At 34.8% G+C, this 20,410-nt stretch carries 16 protein-coding genes; 15 read left to right on the top strand and 1 reads right to left on the bottom strand.

Annotated features, from left to right (window positions below):
- Positions 1-11: 11 nt before the first annotated feature.
- The 12 genes from J7S27_01045 to J7S27_01100 all read left to right on the top strand — a co-directional run bounded on the left by J7S27_01045 (position 12) and on the right by J7S27_01100 (position 16,743).
- Positions 12-1,016, top strand: a complete 1,005-nt coding sequence (locus J7S27_01045; GenBank protein QTU83591.1) for a virulence RhuM family protein — start codon at positions 12-14, stop codon at positions 1,014-1,016.
- Positions 1,009-2,943 (top strand): restriction endonuclease subunit S, encoded by a 1,935-nt coding sequence (locus tag J7S27_01050; GenBank protein QTU83143.1) that lies wholly within the window; start codon positions 1,009-1,011, stop codon positions 2,941-2,943. Before J7S27_01045 ends, J7S27_01050 begins: the two co-directional genes overlap by 8 nt.
- 185 nt (positions 2,944-3,128) lie before the next feature.
- Positions 3,129-6,107 carry a type I restriction endonuclease subunit R gene (locus tag J7S27_01055; GenBank protein QTU83592.1) on the top strand — a complete coding sequence of 993 codons (2,979 nt, stop codon included), beginning with the start codon at positions 3,129-3,131 and terminating at the stop codon, positions 6,105-6,107.
- A 396-nt stretch (positions 6,108-6,503) separates the two neighbouring features.
- The gene (locus J7S27_01060; GenBank protein QTU83144.1) at positions 6,504-7,910 is read left to right on the top strand and encodes a sugar transferase; all 1,407 of its coding nucleotides are present in this window, start codon (positions 6,504-6,506) and stop codon (positions 7,908-7,910) included.
- Positions 7,910-9,373 (top strand): flippase, encoded by a 1,464-nt coding sequence (locus tag J7S27_01065; GenBank protein ID QTU83145.1) that lies wholly within the window; start codon positions 7,910-7,912, stop codon positions 9,371-9,373. Before J7S27_01060 ends, J7S27_01065 begins: the two co-directional genes overlap by 1 nt.
- On the top strand, positions 9,363-10,406 hold the full coding sequence (locus tag J7S27_01070; GenBank protein ID QTU83146.1) for a glycosyltransferase: 1,044 nt from the start codon (positions 9,363-9,365) through the stop codon (positions 10,404-10,406). Before J7S27_01065 ends, J7S27_01070 begins: the two co-directional genes overlap by 11 nt.
- Positions 10,403-11,032, top strand: coding sequence for a hypothetical protein (locus J7S27_01075; GenBank protein ID QTU83147.1), 630 nt, complete (start codon positions 10,403-10,405; stop codon positions 11,030-11,032). Before J7S27_01070 ends, J7S27_01075 begins: the two co-directional genes overlap by 4 nt.
- An 11-nt stretch (positions 11,033-11,043) precedes the next feature.
- Positions 11,044-12,045: a glycosyltransferase gene (locus tag J7S27_01080; protein QTU83148.1), complete on the top strand. Its 1,002-nt coding sequence runs from the start codon at positions 11,044-11,046 to the stop codon at positions 12,043-12,045.
- A gap of 19 nt (positions 12,046-12,064) precedes the next feature.
- Positions 12,065-13,219 carry a hypothetical protein gene (locus tag J7S27_01085; protein ID QTU83149.1) on the top strand — a complete coding sequence of 385 codons (1,155 nt, stop codon included), beginning with the start codon at positions 12,065-12,067 and terminating at the stop codon, positions 13,217-13,219.
- A 67-nt stretch (positions 13,220-13,286) separates the two neighbouring features.
- The gene (gene glf / locus J7S27_01090; GenBank protein ID QTU83150.1) at positions 13,287-14,396 is read left to right on the top strand and encodes a UDP-galactopyranose mutase; all 1,110 of its coding nucleotides are present in this window, start codon (positions 13,287-13,289) and stop codon (positions 14,394-14,396) included.
- Positions 14,397-14,407: 11 nt separating this feature from the next.
- The gene (locus J7S27_01095) at positions 14,408-15,949 is read left to right on the top strand and encodes an LCP family protein (protein ID QTU83151.1); all 1,542 of its coding nucleotides are present in this window, start codon (positions 14,408-14,410) and stop codon (positions 15,947-15,949) included.
- Positions 15,949-16,743, top strand: coding sequence for a DUF4422 domain-containing protein (locus J7S27_01100; GenBank protein ID QTU83152.1), 795 nt, complete (start codon positions 15,949-15,951; stop codon positions 16,741-16,743). The genes J7S27_01095 and J7S27_01100 overlap by 1 nt, the downstream gene beginning before the upstream one ends.
- Positions 16,744-16,875: 132 nt before the next feature.
- On the opposite strand, the gene J7S27_01105 is transcribed toward J7S27_01100, so the two are convergent.
- Positions 16,876-17,427: a hypothetical protein gene (locus tag J7S27_01105; GenBank protein QTU83153.1), complete on the bottom strand. Its 552-nt coding sequence runs from the start codon at positions 17,425-17,427 to the stop codon at positions 16,876-16,878.
- Between the two features lie 144 nt (positions 17,428-17,571).
- On the opposite strand from J7S27_01105, the gene J7S27_01110 reads away from it, so the two are divergent.
- The 3 genes from J7S27_01110 to J7S27_01120 are packed head-to-tail and all read left to right on the top strand — an operon-like array spanning position 17,572 to position 19,890.
- Positions 17,572-18,159 (top strand): peptidylprolyl isomerase, encoded by a 588-nt coding sequence (locus J7S27_01110; protein QTU83154.1) that lies wholly within the window; start codon positions 17,572-17,574, stop codon positions 18,157-18,159.
- 8 nt (positions 18,160-18,167) lie between these two features.
- Positions 18,168-18,539 (top strand): S1 RNA-binding domain-containing protein, encoded by a 372-nt coding sequence (locus J7S27_01115; protein QTU83155.1) that lies wholly within the window; start codon positions 18,168-18,170, stop codon positions 18,537-18,539.
- Between the two features lie 13 nt (positions 18,540-18,552).
- Positions 18,553-19,890 (top strand): glucose-6-phosphate isomerase, encoded by a 1,338-nt coding sequence (locus J7S27_01120; GenBank protein ID QTU83156.1) that lies wholly within the window; start codon positions 18,553-18,555, stop codon positions 19,888-19,890.
- Positions 19,891-20,410 lie beyond the last annotated feature (520 nt).

Here is a 20,410-nt window from a genome sequence, read left to right on the forward strand (position 1 = left end):
GAATAGAAAATATTCATGGAGAGGTAGTCATCTATACTTCCGGTGATGGGAATACTAAGATAGATGTTAATTTTATTGACGATACAGTATGGTTATCACAACAGCAGATGGCGGAGTTATTCAAAACATCAAGGACAAATATTGTAGAACATATAGGAAATATTTATGATGAGGGTGAACTGGATAAAGAATCAACCTGTCGGGATTTCCGACAGGTTCGAAAAGAAGGTAATCGTAACGTTTCAAGAAATATGCCTTTCTATAATCTGGATATGATAATTTCCCTTGGCTATAGGGTAAAATCAAAAATCGCTACTGATTTCAGAAAATGGGCGACCGAAAGGCTGAAAGAGTATATTATCAAAGGCTTTACAATGGATGATGAACGCCTAAAAAATTTGGGCGGTGGAGCATACTGGAAAGAACTTTTAGATAGAATTCGTGACATTCGTTCATCAGAAAAAGTTATGTACAGACAGGTTTTAGATTTATATGCAACAAGTATAGATTATGACCCTAAAAGTAGGGAATCCATAGCATTTTTCAAAATGGTACAAAATAAACTACATTATGCAGTTCACGGACAAACAGCGGCAGAAGTAATTTATAAAAGAGCCAATAGTGAAAAAGAATTTATGGGGCTTACTACTTTTACCGGAGATTATCCAACAAAGAAAGATATCGGAGTTGCAAAAAACTATCTTACAGAAGATGAGTTAAAGATACTAAACAGACTTATAGCGGGTTACTTTGAAATCGCAGAAATGCAAGCTCTGAAACATAAACCTATGTACATGAGTGATTATGTAAAAACCTTGGATAATATTCTGACATCTACAGGGGAAGATGTATTAAAAGATGCAGGTAAAATTAGTCATAAACAAGCAATGGAAAAGGCTATTTCTGAATATAGAAAATATCAAGCTGAAAATCTTTCTCCTGTTGAAAAAGACTATCTTGCAGAAATTAAAAACATAGAAAAAGTTGCTAAAAAAGGTGGAAAAGCAAATGAGTAAGATAGATGAATTATTGAAAAATGAAAAGGTTGAGTGGAAAAGATTAGGGGAAATTTCTGTTGTTACAGGAGCAGGAGTAGACAAAAAAATAAATGAAGATGAAAATAAAATTGTGCTATTAAATTATATGGATGTATATAAAAATATTTATTTGAATAAACAAATTCCCCAAATGATTGTAACAGCTTCAGATGTGAAAATAAAATCATGTAATGTAAAGTATGGGGATATATTTATTACTCCAAGTTCAGAAACTGTAGAAGATATATTCAGATCTGCAGTTGCTATAGAGGATATGCAAGACGTCGTATATTCTTATCATATAATGCGAATAAGATTGATAGAACCTAATTTTATAACATCATGTTATTTGAATTATTTATTTTTTAGCGAAAATTTTAGAAAGAAAGTATATAAAAAAGTTTTTGGTAATACCAGAAAAACTATATCTAAAAGTTGTATTGAAGAATTGGAAATTCCAATCCCATCTCTCGAAACCCAAGAAAAAATTGTAAAAATTCTTGATAAATTCACAAATTATGTTACTGAATTACAGGCTGAACTACAGGCTGAATTACAGGCTAGAACTAAACAATATGAGTACTATAGAGATATGCTACTTAGTGAAGAATATTTGAATAAATTGTCAAACAACCCAGAAATTCTCGGGGGGGGGTATAGAGTAAAACTGACCACACTAGGTGAAATCATAAAAATCAAAAATGGAAAAGATTGGAAAGCCTTAGGAAATGGGAATATACCTGTATATGGTAGTGGTGGGAAAATGAATGTTTTTGTAGATAAATATTCATATAATAAACCTACTGTACTAATTCCAAGAAAAGGTTCAATAGATAATGTATTTTATGTAGAGGAGCCATTTTGGAATGTGGATACTATTTTTTATACAGAAATAGATGATAAAAAAATTGTACCTAAGTATTTATATTATTTTATCGAAAATTATGATATAGCTAAGTTAAGTACAGATTCTACAAGACCAAGTCTTACACAGTCTATTTTGAATAAAGTAAAAATAGATTTACCACCTATAGAAATTCAAAACAAAGTTGTGGAAATCCTTGATAAATTTCAATCTTTACTTTCTGATACAAAAGGTTTGTTACCTAAGGAAATTGACCAAAGACAAAAGCAATATGAATATTATCGTGAAAAGCTCTTGACATTTGATATAGTAGACGGAACAATTTCTAGACAGACAGACAGACAGACAGACAGACAGACAGACAGACAGACAGACAGACAGACAGACAGACAGACAGACAGACAGACAGACAGACAGACAGACAGACAAATAATATCTAGCGATTATTTGGTTATATTGAAAGAAGCCGCGGATATTGTTGAGGTAAAATTATTTGATGTTGAGTGGAGAAGGTTAGAGAATTTATTGGATTATGAACAACCGACAAAATATATTGTTAAAACAACCAATTATAATGATAACTACAAAATTCCAGTTTTAACTGCTGGACAAACTTTTATACTTGGATTTACTGATGAAAATGAAGGGATTTACACAGCCGACGAAGAGAATCCAGTTATCATATTTGATGATTTTACAGCTGGAAACCATTGGGTAGACTTCAATTTTAAGGTTAAATCATCAGCAATGAAAATTTTGAAATCAAAAGAAAATATAAATTTTAGATATTGTTATTATTATATGCAAATGATTACTATTGATACTACGGAGCATAAGAGATTGTGGATTTCAAAATATTCCCAAATTCTAGTTCCATTACCTCCTCTACCAGTTCAAGAATATATTGTTTCTATTCTTGATAAGTTCGACGCTTTAATAAATGACTTGTCTAGCAGTATACCAAAAGAAATAGAGTTAAGGCAGAAACAATACGAATATTATAGAGCGAAACTATTAGATTTTAAAAAAGTTAACAGGTAAAAAAATACGATGAAGTATCGATTTTTAACGAAACATCCTAAAAAATAAACTGTGAGCAGATTGAAGGCGAATGAGAAGAATCTTTTAAAATTGCTCTTTAGTAATTTGAAAAGAGAATGTAAATGAAAGGGGTAATTTAGATGTCGGAAGATAAAGTGACGTATAGTACATCTACTATTGCGGAAATGACAGGCGGAATCATTTTAGCTAATTTTGAAAAAGATTTAAAAGTTAAAGAAACTGCATATCAGAGTGAAGCGGAACTGGAAAGACAAATGATTGAAAATTTGGTTTCTCAAGGGTATGAGAGACTTATAGTCAAATCAAATGATGAATTATATACAAATTTAAAATTTCAAATTGAAAAGTTGAATGGAGTTTCTTTTACAAAAGAAGAATGGGCCAGATTTCTGCTTGAATATTTAGATGCTCCAAATGAGGGGGTTATTGAAAAAACACGAAAAGTACAAGAAAATTATATCCATGATTTTGTATTTGATGACGGGCATTTGAAAAATATCAAAATTATCGACAAGAAAAATATTCATAATAATTTTCTGCAAGTTACCAATCAGATTGTTGTTGAAGGAAAAAAACGAAATCGCTATGATGTAACGATTTTGGTAAATGGGTTACCACTTGTTCATATAGAACTGAAAAAAAGAGGTGTGAATTTGCATGAAGCCTTTAATCAAATTCATAGATACAGTAAGGAAAGTTTTAACAGCGGAAATTCGTTATATAAATATGTTCAAATATTTGTGATTTCCAATGGGACGTATACAAGGTATTTCGCTAATACAACAGCTCAGAATAAAAATAATTACGAGTTTACTTGTGAATGGGCAGATGCAAAAAACAAAGTGATTTGTGACTTAGAGGACTTCACTAAGACATTTTTTGAAAAGCGTGTTGTTCTTGAAGTGCTTACAAAATATTGTGTATTTGATGTTAATAATACTCTTCTCATTATGCGTCCATATCAAATAGCAGCAACTGAACGGATTTTATGGAAGATAAAATCAAGTTATGAGGCGAAAAAAGCCGGCAGAACCGAAGCGGGGGGCTTTATTTGGCACACGACAGGTTCCGGTAAGACGCTCACGTCTTTTAAAGTAGCAAGACTTGCTACGACATTGGATTTTATTGATAAGGTGTTTTTTGTTGTAGACAGAAAAGACTTAGACTACCAAACAATGAAAGAATATCAAAGGTTTCAGCCGGATAGTGTAAATGGAAGTAAGGACACAAAAGAACTTAAAAGATCTATTGAAAAAGATGATAATCGTATTGTAGTTACTACAATTCAAAAATTAAATGAATTTGTAAAGAAAAATCCTATCCATGAAATTTATAATAAACAGTGTGTTTTTATATTTGATGAGTGTCATCGCTCTCAATTTGGAGATGCACAGAAAAACATACGAAAATCATTTAAAAATTATTACCAATTTGGATTTACGGGAACTCCAATTTTTCCGGAAAATTCTCTTGGTGGCGATACAACATCAGGTATATTTGGAGCACAGCTTCACAGCTATGTTATAACTGATGCTATTCGTGACGGCAAAGTGTTGAAATTCAAGGTGGATTATAACAATATTACACCGAAATTCAAAACTGCGGAGAAAGAGGAAGATGAAGAGAGATTAGCTAAACTGGAAAATAAAATGCTACTCCATCCTGAAAGAATTACTCAGATTACAAAGCATATCCTCAAAGTTTTTGATACGAAAACACATCGTAACGAGTTTTATGATTTGAAGCATAGAAGACTCAATGGATTTAACGCTATGCTTGCTGTGCAAAGTGTGGAAGCGGCAAAATTATATTATGAAGAATTTGAAAGACAACAGAAACGTTTGCCTGAAGAAAAAAGATTAAAAGTAGCTACTATTTACAGTTTTGCAGCAAATGAAGAGCAAAGAGCAATCGGAGAAATATCTGAAGAGAATTTTGATATTTCTGCCATGGAATCAACAGCAAAAGAATTTTTGGACAAGGTAATCACTGACTATAATAGTTACTTCAAAACTAATTTTTCCACAAATGGGAATGAGTTTCAAAATTATTACAAGGATCTATCGCTTAAAGTAAAAGAAAAACAAGTTGACTTGCTTATTGTAGTGGGAATGTTTTTAACGGGATTTGATGCCCCTACATTAAATACATTATTTGTTGATAAAAATCTGAAATATCACGGTCTTATTCAGGCGTTTTCAAGAACGAACCGTATTCTTAATAAAGTAAAAACATTTGGTAATATTGTTTGTTTCAGAAATCTAGAAAAAGCTACACAGGATGCGATTAAGACATTTGGTGATGAAAATAGTATAAATATTATTTTAGAAAAGAGCTATGAAGAGTATATTCATGGTTTTAAAGATGAGGAAACAGGCGAAATTTTTCGAGGTTACACGGATATATGTAATGAAATAATATCTAAATTTTCAGATCCGACTGAAATTGTTTTAGAAGCAGATAAAAAAGAATTTGCAGAGCTTTTCGGAGAGTTACTAAAAGCTGAAAATATCCTGAAAAATTTTGATGAATTTGAAAGTTTCGAAAAAATTATATCAGATAGACAGATGCAGGACATGAAGAGTGTTTATGTTGATATTAGGGAAAGTGTTGTAAATTCAAATCGTAATGAAAGTTTTGAAGGAAATCAAATTGATTTTTCTGATGTTGAGTTTCAAATTGATTTGCTTAAAACAGATGAAATAAATCTAGATTATATTTTGGCTTTGATATTTGAGAAGTCAAAAGAAAATGATGATGTGGAAAATTTAAAAGCTGAAATTCGCAGGGTAATCAGGTCTAGCCTTGGCACAAGAGCAAAAGAAGAATTGATTATGGACTTTATAAACAGCACAAGATTGTCTAAATTGAAAAATACTGATGATATTCTTGAGTCATTTTATAGTTTTGCAAAGAAAGAGAAGGAAAATAACATCCTATCTTTAGTTGAAGAAGAGAACTTGAAAGAAGACTCAAAACGATTTATAGAAAAGGCTATAAGTAAAGGATATGTTGAATATGCAGGGGATGAACTGGACCGTATTATTCCACCGACTTCACGAAGACAAGGCGCAAGGGAAAAGAAAAAAGAATCAGTATTAGAAAAAATAAGAAAAATTGTGGAAGTTTTTGTTGGAATTTAAATTTTAGATTAGGTTTATCCATATTAATCATCTTCACCAACCGATAACGAGGGATGTTCTTTGTTGTCGGTTTTTCTTTTTAATAATTGATTAACATCTAATACTATAATTTTTAAATGGCTAAATTCACTTTCCCACACCCCACCAATACCAGCTATTTATTTTCTTTTTTATGTTACAATTCAATCAAGACATGATAATGACCTTTCTAATTTTGTAGTGGATTTTAGTCAGTTAATTATCGGTCTTTTTTTGTTTTTACAACACTATTTTGCTTTTGCGCTTTATTTTACAACCCGGCTAATCTACTTTATACAAAACTTAACAAATTTTATATGTTAGTTTCATGAAAAAAATAGTATAATAAGAAAGTATATTATTATGGGAGATTGTACTATGCGACCAAAGCAAAGTGAATTATATAAATTTTTAATCTGTATTTTTGATATTTTAAGTGTCTTTTTGAGTATTGTATTAGTGGGTGTTTTACCGAATGACGATGATTTGTTTAGCATGACGGCATTGACGTTTGCCCTAATTCATATCGCGACGTATTACACATCACATTTTATTGAACGATTTGACCGTAAGCGGTTCGGTACGGAGATCAAGGCTATCGTGATTTATACCGTACAATATTTCTTGTTTACGACAATGATGCTCTTTTTAGATAAAACGATGTCGTTAGAATCACGTACAAAACTCGTTTATTTCGTGATGGTACATGCCCTCATTTTATTTGTTTGGCATTACATTCTTAAAAAGATACGTAAACATTACTTCAAACACGCGAAAAACTTGAAAAAAGTAATGCTCATTACAACGTTTGATCGTCTAGATACGGTAGTGCATCGTATGCAAAAAACGGACGATTGGGACGGCACCATCTCTTCAGTTCTTTTAGTTGACGTCGTGGACCGTTCGAACGTGAAGTTGCCCGACTATTTCGCGGGTGCTAGCCGGGTGGATATGGTGACGCTTGATAATTTTATTACACGGCAGGTGGTGGATGAAGCCTTCATTTATTTGGATGCCGAGTATGATTTGCTCGTCGGCGAATTGATTCCGCTTTTTGAAGAATCCGGGATTGATGTGTCAGTGAACATTACTGCGTTCGATATATCGGTAGAGGCAGATCGCAAATTAGAACAATTATCTGGCTTTACCGTCATTAAATTTTCTACGAAATTTTACAGTTACTACGGGATATTGATGAAACGTCTAATTGATATTTTGGCAGCGATTGTAGGCTTAGTCATTACCATACCTATAGCCATTGTATTGATTCCGCTCATTAAATTGGATTCTAAAGGGCCAGCAATTTTTGCCCAAGAGCGTGTTGGTAAAAACGGACGTATTTTCAAATTTTACAAGTTTCGTTCCATGGTTGTGGATGCCGAAGCGCGTAAAGCTGCGTTAATGGCGGAAAACGAAATGGAAGGTGGCATGTTCAAAATGGAACATGACCCACGCATTACGCGTGTTGGTAAATTTATCCGTAAAACAAGTTTGGATGAACTACCACAATTTTTCAACGTCTTAATTGGCGATATGAGTTTAATTGGGACACGTCCACCAACAGTTGAAGAGTATCATCAATATACGCACAAACAAAAGAAACGCCTATCATTAAAACCGGGAATCACGGGTATGTGGCAAGTCAGCGGGCGTAGTGATATTAAAAACTTTGAAGAAGTTGTTAAATTGGACGTGGAATACATTGATAACTGGTCGTTATGGCTAGACATTAAAATTATTTTAAAAACAATTAAAATTGTTATTTTAGGAAGTGGAGCAAGATAGTGGCGAATAAAATAAAGTCGGTCAAATTTAATTTCATCATGAATTTTATTTTGACACTTTCATCAATTATTTTTCCATTAATTACATTCCCGTATGTGTCGCGCATTTTATTACCATCTGGGATTGGACGAATTGGTTTCGTGACAAGTATCGTTGCGTATTTTTCCATGTTTGGTATGTTAGGTATTGCCAATTACGGCATTCGTGAATGTGCTCGTGTGCGTGATGACGAGGAAAAACTATCCAAAACCGTTAAAGAGATTTTCCTATTGAATACAGTGGCGATGACGCTATCAACAGCATGTTACGTGGTGGCGATTTTTACCGTCCCTCGTTTAGCAACCGATAAAACGCTATTTTTAATCAATACCTTAACGCTCATTTTTACATTGTTAGGTGTGGAGTGGGTCTATAAAGCGTTGGAACAATATCAGTTCATCACCATTCGTTCACTTGTATTCAAAGTGTTGTCATTAATTTTAATGTTTGTATTTGTCAAACAAGAAAGTGATGTCATCACTTACGGGACGATTACCGTATTAGCGGCTGTTGGGTCAAATTTACTCAATTTTTTAAATTTAAAACGTGTTGTGACGTTTCACAAACACAGTTCGTTAGACATTAAGCGACACATTAAACCAACACTAAGTTTCTTTTTCTTAACCGTTGCGACCGTCATTTATACAAATCTTGATGTTGTCATGCTCGGGTTTATTCACGGCAATGAAGCGGTTGGTTACTACAATGCCGCCGTAAAAATTAAAAGTGTATTGGTAACACTCGTTACTTCTTTAGGTGCGGTGTTGTTACCCCGACTATCATTTTATATCGAAAACAACAATACAGCAGAATTTACACGATTGACGGCGAAGTCGCTTAATTTTATTATGCTTAGCGCGTTGCCGATGACCATCTATTTTATTTTTTATGCACAACCCGGTATTTTATTTTTGTCCGGAGCAGGATATGATCCGGCGGTATTCCCAATGATGATTTTAATGCCAACACTTGTTTTCATTGGGTTGTCGAATTTAATTGGTATTCAAATTATGGTGCCTATGGGTAAAGAGCAGTTACTAGTCCGTTCGGTATGTTATGGTGCGATTACAGATTTAATCGTCAATATTTTATTAGTACCATCTATGGGAGTTGTTGGGTCGGCTATTGGTAATTTAGCGGCAGAATTTGTTGTCGTGTGTTATCAATGGTTTGCGGTTCGCCACACCATGAAAGCTGTTGTCGACAAAAATAATGTGATGAAAATTTTGGCATCAGTTGTGCTAAGTTCGCTATTGTTTATTGTACCAATTAAATTTGGATCACCGTTTATCACACTATTGCTGTCGGCAAGTGTTTATTTCGGGGTGTTCTTTGGAATGTTACTTTTATTTAAAGAGTCATTTACACATGAGGTAATTGGCAAATTATTGAAACGAAAACGTGGAGACAATCATGAAGGATAAACTGTCTATTATTATTCCGGCGTATAATGCGCAACGGACGTTACAACGTGCTATTGACAGTATCGTGGCGCAGTATCGTGATGGCGTTGAATTACTTATTGTTGAAAATGGATCAAACGATGACACGCAACGCGTGATTGATGAAAACGCCAAACGTCATCCATGGATAAAAGCGTTGCGAAGTGATAAAGGCGTCTCTGTTGCACGTAATTGTGGTTTAGAAGTAGCTTCGGGAGAGTTCGTGACGTTTTTGGACGCTGATGATGTGTTGACAGCCGGAGCGATAGATGCGTGGTTTTCCGACATGGAAAAGCAGTACGATTTGTCGGTGTACCGTATTCAAATGTATGGTAAAGACGATTGTTCAACGCATGAAGCATTGGTGTTTGAAGGTGAACAAATCGATTTAGGAAAGGCAAAAATGGTTGCCAATCCTACGGTCTATATGCAAGTAGCCGCGAGTGTGTTTAAAACGGAACGCATTAAAACGAATGCAATATATTTTAACGAAGCGCTGACGATGGCGGAAGATAGTGATTTTACATTGCGCTATTTAGACCATGTGCAAACGTTGTGCATGAAGGATACTGTTGTTTATTTTTGTCCAAGTGACAACGGAAACTCATTAACACGTCAAGCCAACCCTAAAAAAGTGGACAATATGTTGTATTCATTGCATCAAAGCGCGGAATATTTTCAGCAATCTAAAATGTTCAACACTTTGCAAAGAGCATTTAGCGAATATGTCTTAATGAATGTGAATGTCATCATGGTGCGACAAGTGTATAATGTGGGCATCACACAAACACCACAACAACGAAAACAGCAATTTCAACAAGTTTTCGATGATCGTCTGGTGAAAGAAAGTTTGGCGTATGTGCCACTTGTTGAATCGTTTAAATCGGTGAAGTTATGGCCGTTTGCCTTTTATCGATTAAAGTTATCGTTCTTAACAAAATTGATGTTTAAAGTACGCTCGTTTCAAAATAATCGTTTTGAAAAACAGAGTAGGGAAAAAGGAGAAGTAGAGTGAAAAAAGAGGTAGCTGTTGAAGTGTCTTTACAAGAAGTATTGGCAGCCATTTGGCGCAAAAAATGGATCATTTTAATTGCCACGTTATTGGTAGCGGGCGGGTCGTTCTTTTTAGCTAAACAAAACAAATCTGAATCATACACACAAGAATTAATGGTGTATGTTGTGCCGAAAGATGGTACGGGTGCCGAAAATCCGGTTCAATATTCACAAGTGGCTGATATTGCAGCAACTGATTTGAAAGTTTATTTAAAATCTAAAGAGTTAGGTAGCCGTATCCGTCAAAGCGTTTCTGAAAGTGAATTATCAAACGATGATTTACATAATTTGGTCAAAGTAGATAAGGAAGTTTACGGACGTGCCGTATCGTTTAGTGTAACAGCGCCACGCAAAGAAGTTGTTAAGCGTGTGACACCACTTGTATTAGAAGCAATTCAAAAAGACTTTGCATCAAAAATGAGTGTGGCTTCGATTGAAAATTGGTCAGGGGACGCACAAGTGATGCACAATCGATCTAGTGTGTCATTAAAACGTATTGTCTTATTAACAGGGATTGCATTTGTTGGAACGACCTTTTTAGTCGTTGTACTGGATTTGTTGAGCAAGTTGTTAAAAGCTAAAAAATAGCGAGGGAAATGATGAGTAAAGTATTGAGTGTTGTTGTGCCGTCATATAATGCAGCACAATATTTAAATGAAACGATTCCGACGATGCTTGCGGTAAACAATAGCGATGCGTTAGAAATTATTATTGTGAACGATGGTTCACAAGATAATACGAGTGAAGTGGCGCACGCGTTAAAAGAACAATATCCCGATGTCATTCGTGTTGTGGATAAAGAGAATGGTGGGCATGGTTCAACCATTAATGCCGGAATTGATGTGGCAAAAGGTAAGTATTTTAAAGTCATTGATGCGGACGACTGGGTAGATTCAAAAGCGTTTGAGCAGTTGATTAACTTTCTAGCAACACATGATGTGGATGAAGTCATTACACCTTATTTAGAAGTGTATATGGGCAGTGATACGACGCAGTTGGTTGCATCTGAAAATGTCGTTGAAAAACAAGTTTATCCGTACGATGAATTTTTAAAAATTCATGGTCAACTACCACAAATGCATATGGTAACGATTAAAACCGATATTTTGAAAAACAATCATATTCGTATCGGAGAAAAAATGTTTTATGTGGATATGGAATACATTATGTTTCCATCGCCGTATATTGAAACTGTTGTGTATTTAAACGAGGTTGTTTATCAGTATCGTTTAGGTACCGTGACACAAAGTGTCAGTGTAGGTAGCTTTGTGCGCAATCGTCATATGCACGAACAAGTCATTTTGCGCGTTGTTGATTTCTTTAATCGTTATGCAACCGATACCTATCGTAAAGAGGTTGTTAAACAACGTATTTTAACCATGGTTGATCGTCACGCCAAAGTGTTATTAGCCATGTCTGATGTACAGTTAGCCAAACGCGAATTTATCGCTTTAGAACAACGTATTAAAGAAAAAAGCGAGCAGATGCATGCCGATAATCCGAGTAAAGTTGTCTCATTTGTACGTCTGGGGAACTACGCCGGATTTAATGTAATGTCCGTTATCGTTCGTCTACGCAATAAGCTATTAAAAAGACAATAAAACAGCTATTAGGAGAGATATGAAAGTAAAAGTAACACTATCAGAAATATTGTTTTATAGCGCTATATTTTTAACTGTTACAGGGACTTTTTTTAAACAAACACAACTTGTTTTACTGTTTCCGTCGTTGAGTGATGTATTTACAGGGATGACGTTACTAGCAGTGGTTATTTTAATGATTAAAGCGTTATACGATAATCGCTACAACGTCAAAAAAATGTTATTCTCACTTTTTATTGGGAGTGTACTAGTTGCGGTTGCCTTTGTGAGCGGGAACGTCATGTTACCGTTAACGCTGCTTGCGTATTGGGCGACGATTAATAATGTGCCGTTTCGACGTGTTGTGATCGTTGTATTGACGTTAGTTGCAAGTTATATGCTAGTGACACATTTTGCCTATTTAGCAGGCGAATTTCGTTTAAACAATGACTATCGTCCAGACGGACAAGTGCGATATGCGGCTGGATACGTGTTCGTAACGTTTGTGTCTAATTATCTGTTTCACGTTTTACTCATGTGGTGGTATATTCGACAACAGAAATTAAGCTGGATTGAAATTGGCGCAATGATTGGTTTAACACTGTATGTGTATCGTTTAACGGATACACGTTCCGCGCTGTTATTTTCGTTTTTAGCCATTTTCATTATGGTCGTTGTTAAACTAACGAAACGATGGGAAATGCGATTTTTAACACAATTTATTTTAAAATACGGTGTGACATTAATCGGTATGGTGCCCATTGTACTAACTTATGCGTATAATCCAAATAATGCGTTTATGGCTAAATTGAATAGTATTTTAACCGACCGACTGTATTTAGGTAAGGTGGCGACAGAATTATTTAAAATTAAACCATTTGGTCAAGGCATTGAGTGGACCTTTTATGGCGATACACCACAAAGGTACGCTAATGGAAATATATATGACTATTTGTATGTCGATTCCGCTTTTGTAAATACACTATTAAATTATGGCTTTATTCTATTGTGTTTTATTTTTATCGCGCATTATGCGTTATCTAAATTACCACAATTTAATCAAAAGTATTTTGCGCTTGTCATTTTAATTGTAGCGTTACACGCTATGTTTGACCCGCAATTATTAGAAATTCAATATAATCCGTTTATTTTAGCGTTAGGGTACACGATTAGTCCGATTCACGAATCGCAGTAATTGTTGACACTATTTCATTTAGTAGAGTAAAATAAATAAACTGTGTGGCAGTTAAAAAGGAGAAAGTATGTACGATTATTTAGTAGTTGGTGCTGGTTTGTTTGGTGCAGTCTTTGCACATGAAGCAGCCCTAAAAGGAAAAAAAGTTAAAGTCATTGAAAAACGTGATCACGTATCGGGTAATATTTACACTAAAGAAGTGGAAGGTATTCAAGTTCATCAATACGGTGCGCATATTTTCCATACAAGTGATAAAAAGTTGTGGGACTATGTCAACCAATTTGCTGAATTCAATCGTTATACGAATAGCCCTGTCGCAAATTATAAAGGTGAAATTTATAATTTACCGTTTAATATGAATACGTTCAATAAATTGTGGGGAGTTGTCACGCCTGAACAAGCAAAAGCAAAGATCGACGAGCAACGTGCCTATTTAAATGGCAAACGCCCTGAAAATTTAGAAGAACAAGCTATTTCACTAGTTGGTCGTGATATTTACGAAAAGTTAATTAAAGACTATACAGAAAAACAATGGGGCAAGAAAACGACCGAATTACCGTCGTTTATTATCCGTCGTTTACCTGTTCGATACACATACGATAACAACTATTTTAACGATACGTATCAAGGTATTCCAATTGGTGGGTATACACAAATTGTTGAAAAAATGCTAGACCATGATAATATTGACGTTGAATTAAATGTTGATTTTTTTGCCAATAAAGAAATGTATTTAAAAGAATTTCCAAAAATCATTTTTACAGGAATGATTGATGAATTTTTTGATTATCAATTGGGTGAATTAGAATACCGCAGTTTACGATTTGAAACAGAAATTTTAGATGTTGAAAATTATCAAGGTAATGCGGTCGTGAATTACACCGATGCTCAAACGCCATATACGCGTATTATTGAACATAAACATTTTGAATTTGGACAACAAGAAAAAACCGTCATTACACGTGAATATTCAAAAACGTGGCAAAAAGGTGATGAACCTTATTATCCAGTAAATAATGCAGAAAACAACTTATTGTACAAACAATATCAAGAATTGGCACAAAATATGCCAAACGTTGTTTTTGGCGGACGATTAGGTCATTATCGTTATTATGACATGCATCAAGTCATTGATGCCGCATTAAAATGTGTTGATATGGAGTTGTTACAAGACTAGGAGTTAATCTTATGGATGATTTACAATTAAGATCTCGTCGGTACCACCGTGGGACGTCAAACAATAAAAAATGGTTAAGTCGATTCAATTGGTTACTATTCATCGTCCAAATGGTGTTGATTGCGTATGTATTATTTATAGCCATTTCTAATCGATTGTTACTATTTAATAAAACAACGTATATTTTATTAGCCATTATCGGTGTAACTGTGTTGATTCAATTGATACTGTTAGTGCTGAAAAAGTTAAAAATTGTTGTGCTCATATTATTGCTAGTATCAAATAGTGTGTTAGGATTTGCCGTTGTAAAATCGACAGAAGTCATTAATTTATTTAACACATTCTCTCGCACGCAAAATATTTCTGAAGTGGCGATGAGTGTAGTGGTTTTAAAAGATTCTCCAATCACATCATTAGATCAACTAAAAGGAAAAGTTGTTCAAGCGCCATTATCAATGGATAAAGACAATATTACAGCGCTAACCAATGATATTCAAACAAAGACAAAACAAACGTTAACATTAACTGAAGTAGAGTCTTATTATACGGCGTATTTAAACTTATTAGCCGGTAAAACAGATGCGATTGTATTGAATAATGCATTTGAGTCTGTCATTAAATCGCAATTTCCCGATTTAAATGATAAAATTAGACGTGTTTATGAGTTTAAAAAACAAGAAGTGGTGCAATTGCCAAGACGCGCCACAACTAATCAAAAAACAGATGTATTTAACGTTTATTTAAGTGGTATCGATACATACGGTGCAATTACGGAAGAATCCCGTTCTGACGTCAATATCATTATGACCGTTAATACAAAAACAAAGCAAATATTATTAAGTACAACACCGCGTGATGCTTTTGTACCAATTGCAGATGGCGGAAGAAATCAACGTGACAAGTTGACGCATGCTGGTGTGTATGGTGTGGATACCTCAATGCACACACTAGAAAATCTATATGGCATTCATATGGATTATTTCGTACGAATCAACTTTACAACGTTTATGCAAATGGTTGATATTGTTGGTGGTGTGACCGTGGATAATGCATACGCCTTCCAAAGCACAACCGTTCCCGACGTGTATATTCCTGCAGGCAAGCAGACGTTAAACGCGTATAACGCTTTAGCCTACGTTCGTGAACGTTATAATTTAGACGACGGGGATGTTGGTCGTGCCGCACACCAACAAGAAGTCATTACCGCGTTGTTTAAAAAATTACTATCTCCAGTATTGTTAACCAATTCCGGACAAATTATTAATCAATTGGCGAATTCAGCTCAAACAAATATGAAGCTAGAAACGATTTCGACAATTCTTAATAATTATTTAGAAAGCGGAAGTGATCCAGGTTACACCATTCATTCTCAAGCGTTAAATGTCGAAGGTGAAATTCGTACCGATTCGTATGCAATGCCAGGATATGAATTGTGGATGGGTATTGTAGATGAAGATAGTTTGGAAACTGTAAAAGAAAACATTAAACGTGTTGAACAAGGTAAAGAACCAATTATTCAACAGCAAAATTTAGACACAAAACAAGGTGAATAATGGATAAAACGATTAAAGTGTTAATTGCAACACATAAAATTTATGAAATGCCTGATCGACATGAGGTTTATTTACCAATACACGTCGGTGCACAAGGTAAAGAACCAATCGGTTATCAAGGGGATAATACGCTTGACAATATTTCTCATTTAAATCCATATTATTGTGAATTGACGGGTCTGTATTGGGCGTGGAAAAACTTAGAGTGTGACTATTTAGGTTTAGCACACTACCGACGCCATTTTACCAATCAAACTGTTAAGTTTCGCGATGGGATTGATGTGAATGATGTTGTTTTAACACAAAATCAAATGCAACAAGCACTCATGCAAGCCGATGTTATCGTTCCTAAAAAACGGTATTACTATATTGAAACGTTGTATTCACATTATGCACACACATTTGATCGTATGCATTTAGATGTCACTCGTGATATTATCGCAGAATTTACGCCAGAGTATTTGGGTGCATTTGATGCTACCATGAAACAACGTTCAGCGTACATGTTCAATATGTATATTATGACGAAAGAAAAGTCGGATGCGTATTGCCAATGGCTATTTACCATCGTTGATGAATTGTTTAAACGTATCGATCGTACGCATATGACTGACTTTCAAGCGCGTTATGTTGGTCGTATCAGCGAATTGTTATTTAATGTGTGGTTGAATCATCATCAGTATGCCGTCATTGAAAAGCCGTTTTTGATGTTTGGCAAAGCAAACTGGCTATTAAAAGGTTGGTCGTTTTTAAAATCTAAATTTTTTGGTGTACCCTATACAAAGAGCTTCTAATTGTATAAAAACCCCGTCGAAAATAAGACATTTTCGACGGGGTTTATTCGTGTTAACGCCTGCTTTTTAGAAGATATCCATACAAAAAAGGACACATACTAAAATGAGGTGTCCTTTTCTTTAAGTTTGATGTTATTCAAATGTTATCTTGTCATTTTGTAACGTTAGTCGTTTTGTTTTTGATGTAATTTCAATATCCCCTAAATTACCGTGGACATTAGCTTCTGGTCCGAAAACAAGCCATTCATTTTTAACTTTTCCAACAATGATATTTGATTCCCAATTCGCATCGTTATTTCTTAGAAACACAACATATGCTTCAGTGACGTTATCCATTGGCGTGCCTCCACCGCTTTTTACGTCGACAACGTAATATTTAGATTGAATTTGCCCTAATGAGTAAGTGCCATCAACAGGCGTGTATTTGTCGTAGGATAAATTACCGGCGTTTTCTTTTGTTGAATGGTTGCTCATGCTACTCCATTTTGCTGAAAGTTTCTTAAAATCGTATTTTGTCGTTGAACTCATGTTTTGTACGGCGGAACGAACTTGAACAAGTTGAGAATACGATTCACGTTCGCGTTCACGTTTTTCTATACGGTCATTAAAACGCAAAAAGCGTAATCCTACTCCAATAATAGCAAGTATGATAACACCTATAGTACCTAATTTCTTTTTATCCATGAATTGCGTGCACTCCTTTTTACAATAAAGTATCAAAATTATATCATAAATCGATTGGTTGGGTAATTTTTTATAAAATCCTTACAGTAGAAAAGCATATCAAAATCTAGTATAATAGACACGATTAACAAGAAGGAGAGAATTATGACATTACCACAATTACAAGAACATGTAGAAAATAGTGTAAAAGCGATTATGCACACAACCAAAGGTGATATTACGTTACGCCTTTTCCCTGAAATTGCACCTAAAACGGTTGCCAATTTTGTCGGATTAGCAAAACAAGGATACTATGACGGTATTATTTTTCACCGCGTCATTAGCGATTTTATGATTCAAGGTGGCGACCCAACGGGTACAGGAATGGGTGGCGAATCCATTTACGGCGAAAAATTTGAAGATGAATTTTCAATGGATGCCTATAACTTTAATGGGGCTCTATCAATGGCGAATGCCGGTCCAAATACGAACGGCTCTCAATTTTTCATTGTGAGTGCGAAACACGTTCCAGCTAATATGCTAGGTCAATTAGAAGCAGGTGGCTGGCCAAAAGAAGCGATTGAAGAATACGCTAAAAACGGAGGCACACCTTGGTTAGACCAACGTCATACAGTATTTGGTCAAGTTATTGAAGGTATGGATGTGGTGTATAGCATTGAATCAGTAGAAAAAAATGCACAAGATCGTCCGCTTGAAGATGTGAAAATTACTTCTATTTCTATTGAAGAATAGAGGTCGATATGTACAAAATTGGAGACATTATAGAAGGTAGCGTCACCGGTATTCAAACGTATGGTATTTTTGTACAATTAGAAAATGAACAACAAGGTTTGATTCATATTTCAGAATGTACACACGGCTATATTCCGAATGTGTATGACTTTTTAAAAATTGGGCAAACCGTTAGGGCAATGGTCATTGACGTTGATGAATATACACAAAAAATAAGTTTATCATTACGCGCACTAGAAAAAATACCGTTAGCGAAACAACCGGTACGCAAAAAAAGACGACGCGCGGTATACATGAATCAAATTGGATTTGAGACGTTGAAAAATATGTTGCCAACGTGGATTGAAGAAGCACAACAATTACTTTCAAAAGATAAATAAGGTAGGTAGAAAAATGAGTATTACATTTGATTATCAAAAAGCATTGAAATTTTTTGGACAACACGAAATTGATTATTTGCAATCAGCGGTAACAGCTGCACATAACGGCTTACGTAACGGCACAGGTGTTGGTAACGATTTTACAGGTTGGGTAAATTTACCAACAGATTATGACAAAGCAGAATTCGACCGTATTAAAGCAGCGGCTAAAAAAATTCAAGAAGAATCAGAAGTGTTAGTTGTTATCGGTATCGGTGGATCTTATTTAGGTGCAAAAGCAGCCATTGATTTTTTAAATCATAGTTTTTACAATATGGATCCAAACCGTAAAACACCGCAAGTATTTTTTGCCGGAAATAGCATTAGTTCAACTTACTTACAAGACTTAATTGAAGTGATTGGTGATCGTGATTTCTCAGTAAATGTGATTTCAAAATCAGGTACAACTACTGAACCAGCGATTGCTTTCCGTGTCTTTAAAGATTTACTAGTGAAAAAATATGGCGAAAAAGGTGCCATTTCTCGTATTTACGCAACAACAGATAGTGCAAGAGGTGCGCTAAAAAATGAAGCAGATGCACAAGGTTATGAAACATTTGTCATTCCAGATAGCGTTGGTGGACGCTTTACAGTGTTGACACCTGTAGGGCTATTACCAATTGCTGTAACAGGTGCAGATATTGATGGTTTAATGGCAGGTGCCAAACAAGCACAAGATGACTATTCAACAGACGATTTAACAAAAAATGAAGCGTATCAATATGCCGCTATCCGTAATTTACTATACCGTAAAGGGAAAGTAACGGAATTATTAATTAATTATGAGCCAAGTTTACAATACTTCTCAGAATGGTGGAAACAATTGTTTGGTGAGTCTGAAGGTAAAGACTTAAAAGGTATTTACCCATCAAGTGCTAACTTCTCAACTGATTTACACTCATTAGGTCAATATATTCAAGAAGGCCAACGTAACTTATTTGAAACGGTTATTAAAGTGGATAAACCACGTAAAAGTATTTTAATTCCTTCTGCCGAAGAAGATTTAGATGGGTTAGGGTATTTGCAAGGAAAAGACGTTGACTTTGTCAATACAAAAGCATACCAAGGAACGCTTTTAGCGCATACAGATGGTGATGTACCAAACTTATTAGTTACAATTCCGGATACATCAGCGTATACGTTAGGTTACTTATTCTATTTCTTTGAAATTGCTGTTGGTATTTCAGGTTACTTGAATGGTGTGAATCCATTTGACCAACCGGGCGTTGAAGCTTATAAAAAGAACATGTTTGCGTTGTTAGGTAAACCTGGTTTTGAAGATTTAAAAGCTGAATTAGAAGCAAAATTATAATCGTTTAAGTTGGTAAAATACGATTATTCGTGCAACACAAAATACTCTACTTAATGTTCAGGTGTTGAGTAGAGTATTTTTAACGGTATCATTTTTAGGGTTGATGGCATACGCCACCAACCCTAATTTCATGTAGACAAAAAGGGGTTCTATGTCAAATGGTGTTGGTGACCAAAAATTAAGCGACTTTATTAGCCGATAACGAGGAATGTTGGCTCTATGTCAAATACGGTTGATGCTGATGGTATCAATCCTAACTATTTACTGTGTCGGATACAAAATGATGGTGTTTAGTGTCCAAGTGAAATTGATAATTTATTAAAGGTATTATCTAAACATAATAGAAAATACACTTTTCACAGATTTTGTTTTTAATCGTCAATGCCAGTTAATGTAGCGCTATGTATAATTGTTGGCATTGTGCGTTAGTGATTTCGTTTTGATTGCAATGACATAAGCATTGTGTTTTAGGTCATGTTTTCATGCAGACAACACCACAACCTCGTAAAAGAATTGTCTG

This window comes from Carnobacteriaceae bacterium zg-C25, from assembly GCA_017945845.1.
Lineage (GTDB): Bacteria > Bacillota > Bacilli > Lactobacillales > Aerococcaceae > WM01.

Coding starts and splice junctions, on each gene's coding strand:
- J7S27_01050 (QTU83143.1), top strand. CDS start 1,009: ATGAGTAAGATAGATGAATTATTGAAAAATGAAAAGGTTGAGTGGAAA.
- J7S27_01055 (QTU83592.1), top strand. CDS start 3,129: ATGACAGGCGGAATCATTTTAGCTAATTTTGAAAAAGATTTAAAAGTT.
- J7S27_01060 (QTU83144.1), top strand. CDS start 6,504: ATGCGACCAAAGCAAAGTGAATTATATAAATTTTTAATCTGTATTTTT.
- J7S27_01070 (QTU83146.1), top strand. CDS start 9,363: ATGAAGGATAAACTGTCTATTATTATTCCGGCGTATAATGCGCAACGG.
- J7S27_01080 (QTU83148.1), top strand. CDS start 11,044: ATGAGTAAAGTATTGAGTGTTGTTGTGCCGTCATATAATGCAGCACAA.
- J7S27_01085 (QTU83149.1), top strand. CDS start 12,065: ATGAAAGTAAAAGTAACACTATCAGAAATATTGTTTTATAGCGCTATA.
- glf (QTU83150.1), top strand. CDS start 13,287: ATGTACGATTATTTAGTAGTTGGTGCTGGTTTGTTTGGTGCAGTCTTT.
- J7S27_01095 (QTU83151.1), top strand. CDS start 14,408: ATGGATGATTTACAATTAAGATCTCGTCGGTACCACCGTGGGACGTCA.
- J7S27_01100 (QTU83152.1), top strand. CDS start 15,949: ATGGATAAAACGATTAAAGTGTTAATTGCAACACATAAAATTTATGAA.
- J7S27_01105 (QTU83153.1), bottom strand. CDS start 17,427: ATGGATAAAAAGAAATTAGGTACTATAGGTGTTATCATACTTGCTATT.
- J7S27_01110 (QTU83154.1), top strand. CDS start 17,572: ATGACATTACCACAATTACAAGAACATGTAGAAAATAGTGTAAAAGCG.
- J7S27_01115 (QTU83155.1), top strand. CDS start 18,168: ATGTACAAAATTGGAGACATTATAGAAGGTAGCGTCACCGGTATTCAA.
- J7S27_01120 (QTU83156.1), top strand. CDS start 18,553: ATGAGTATTACATTTGATTATCAAAAAGCATTGAAATTTTTTGGACAA.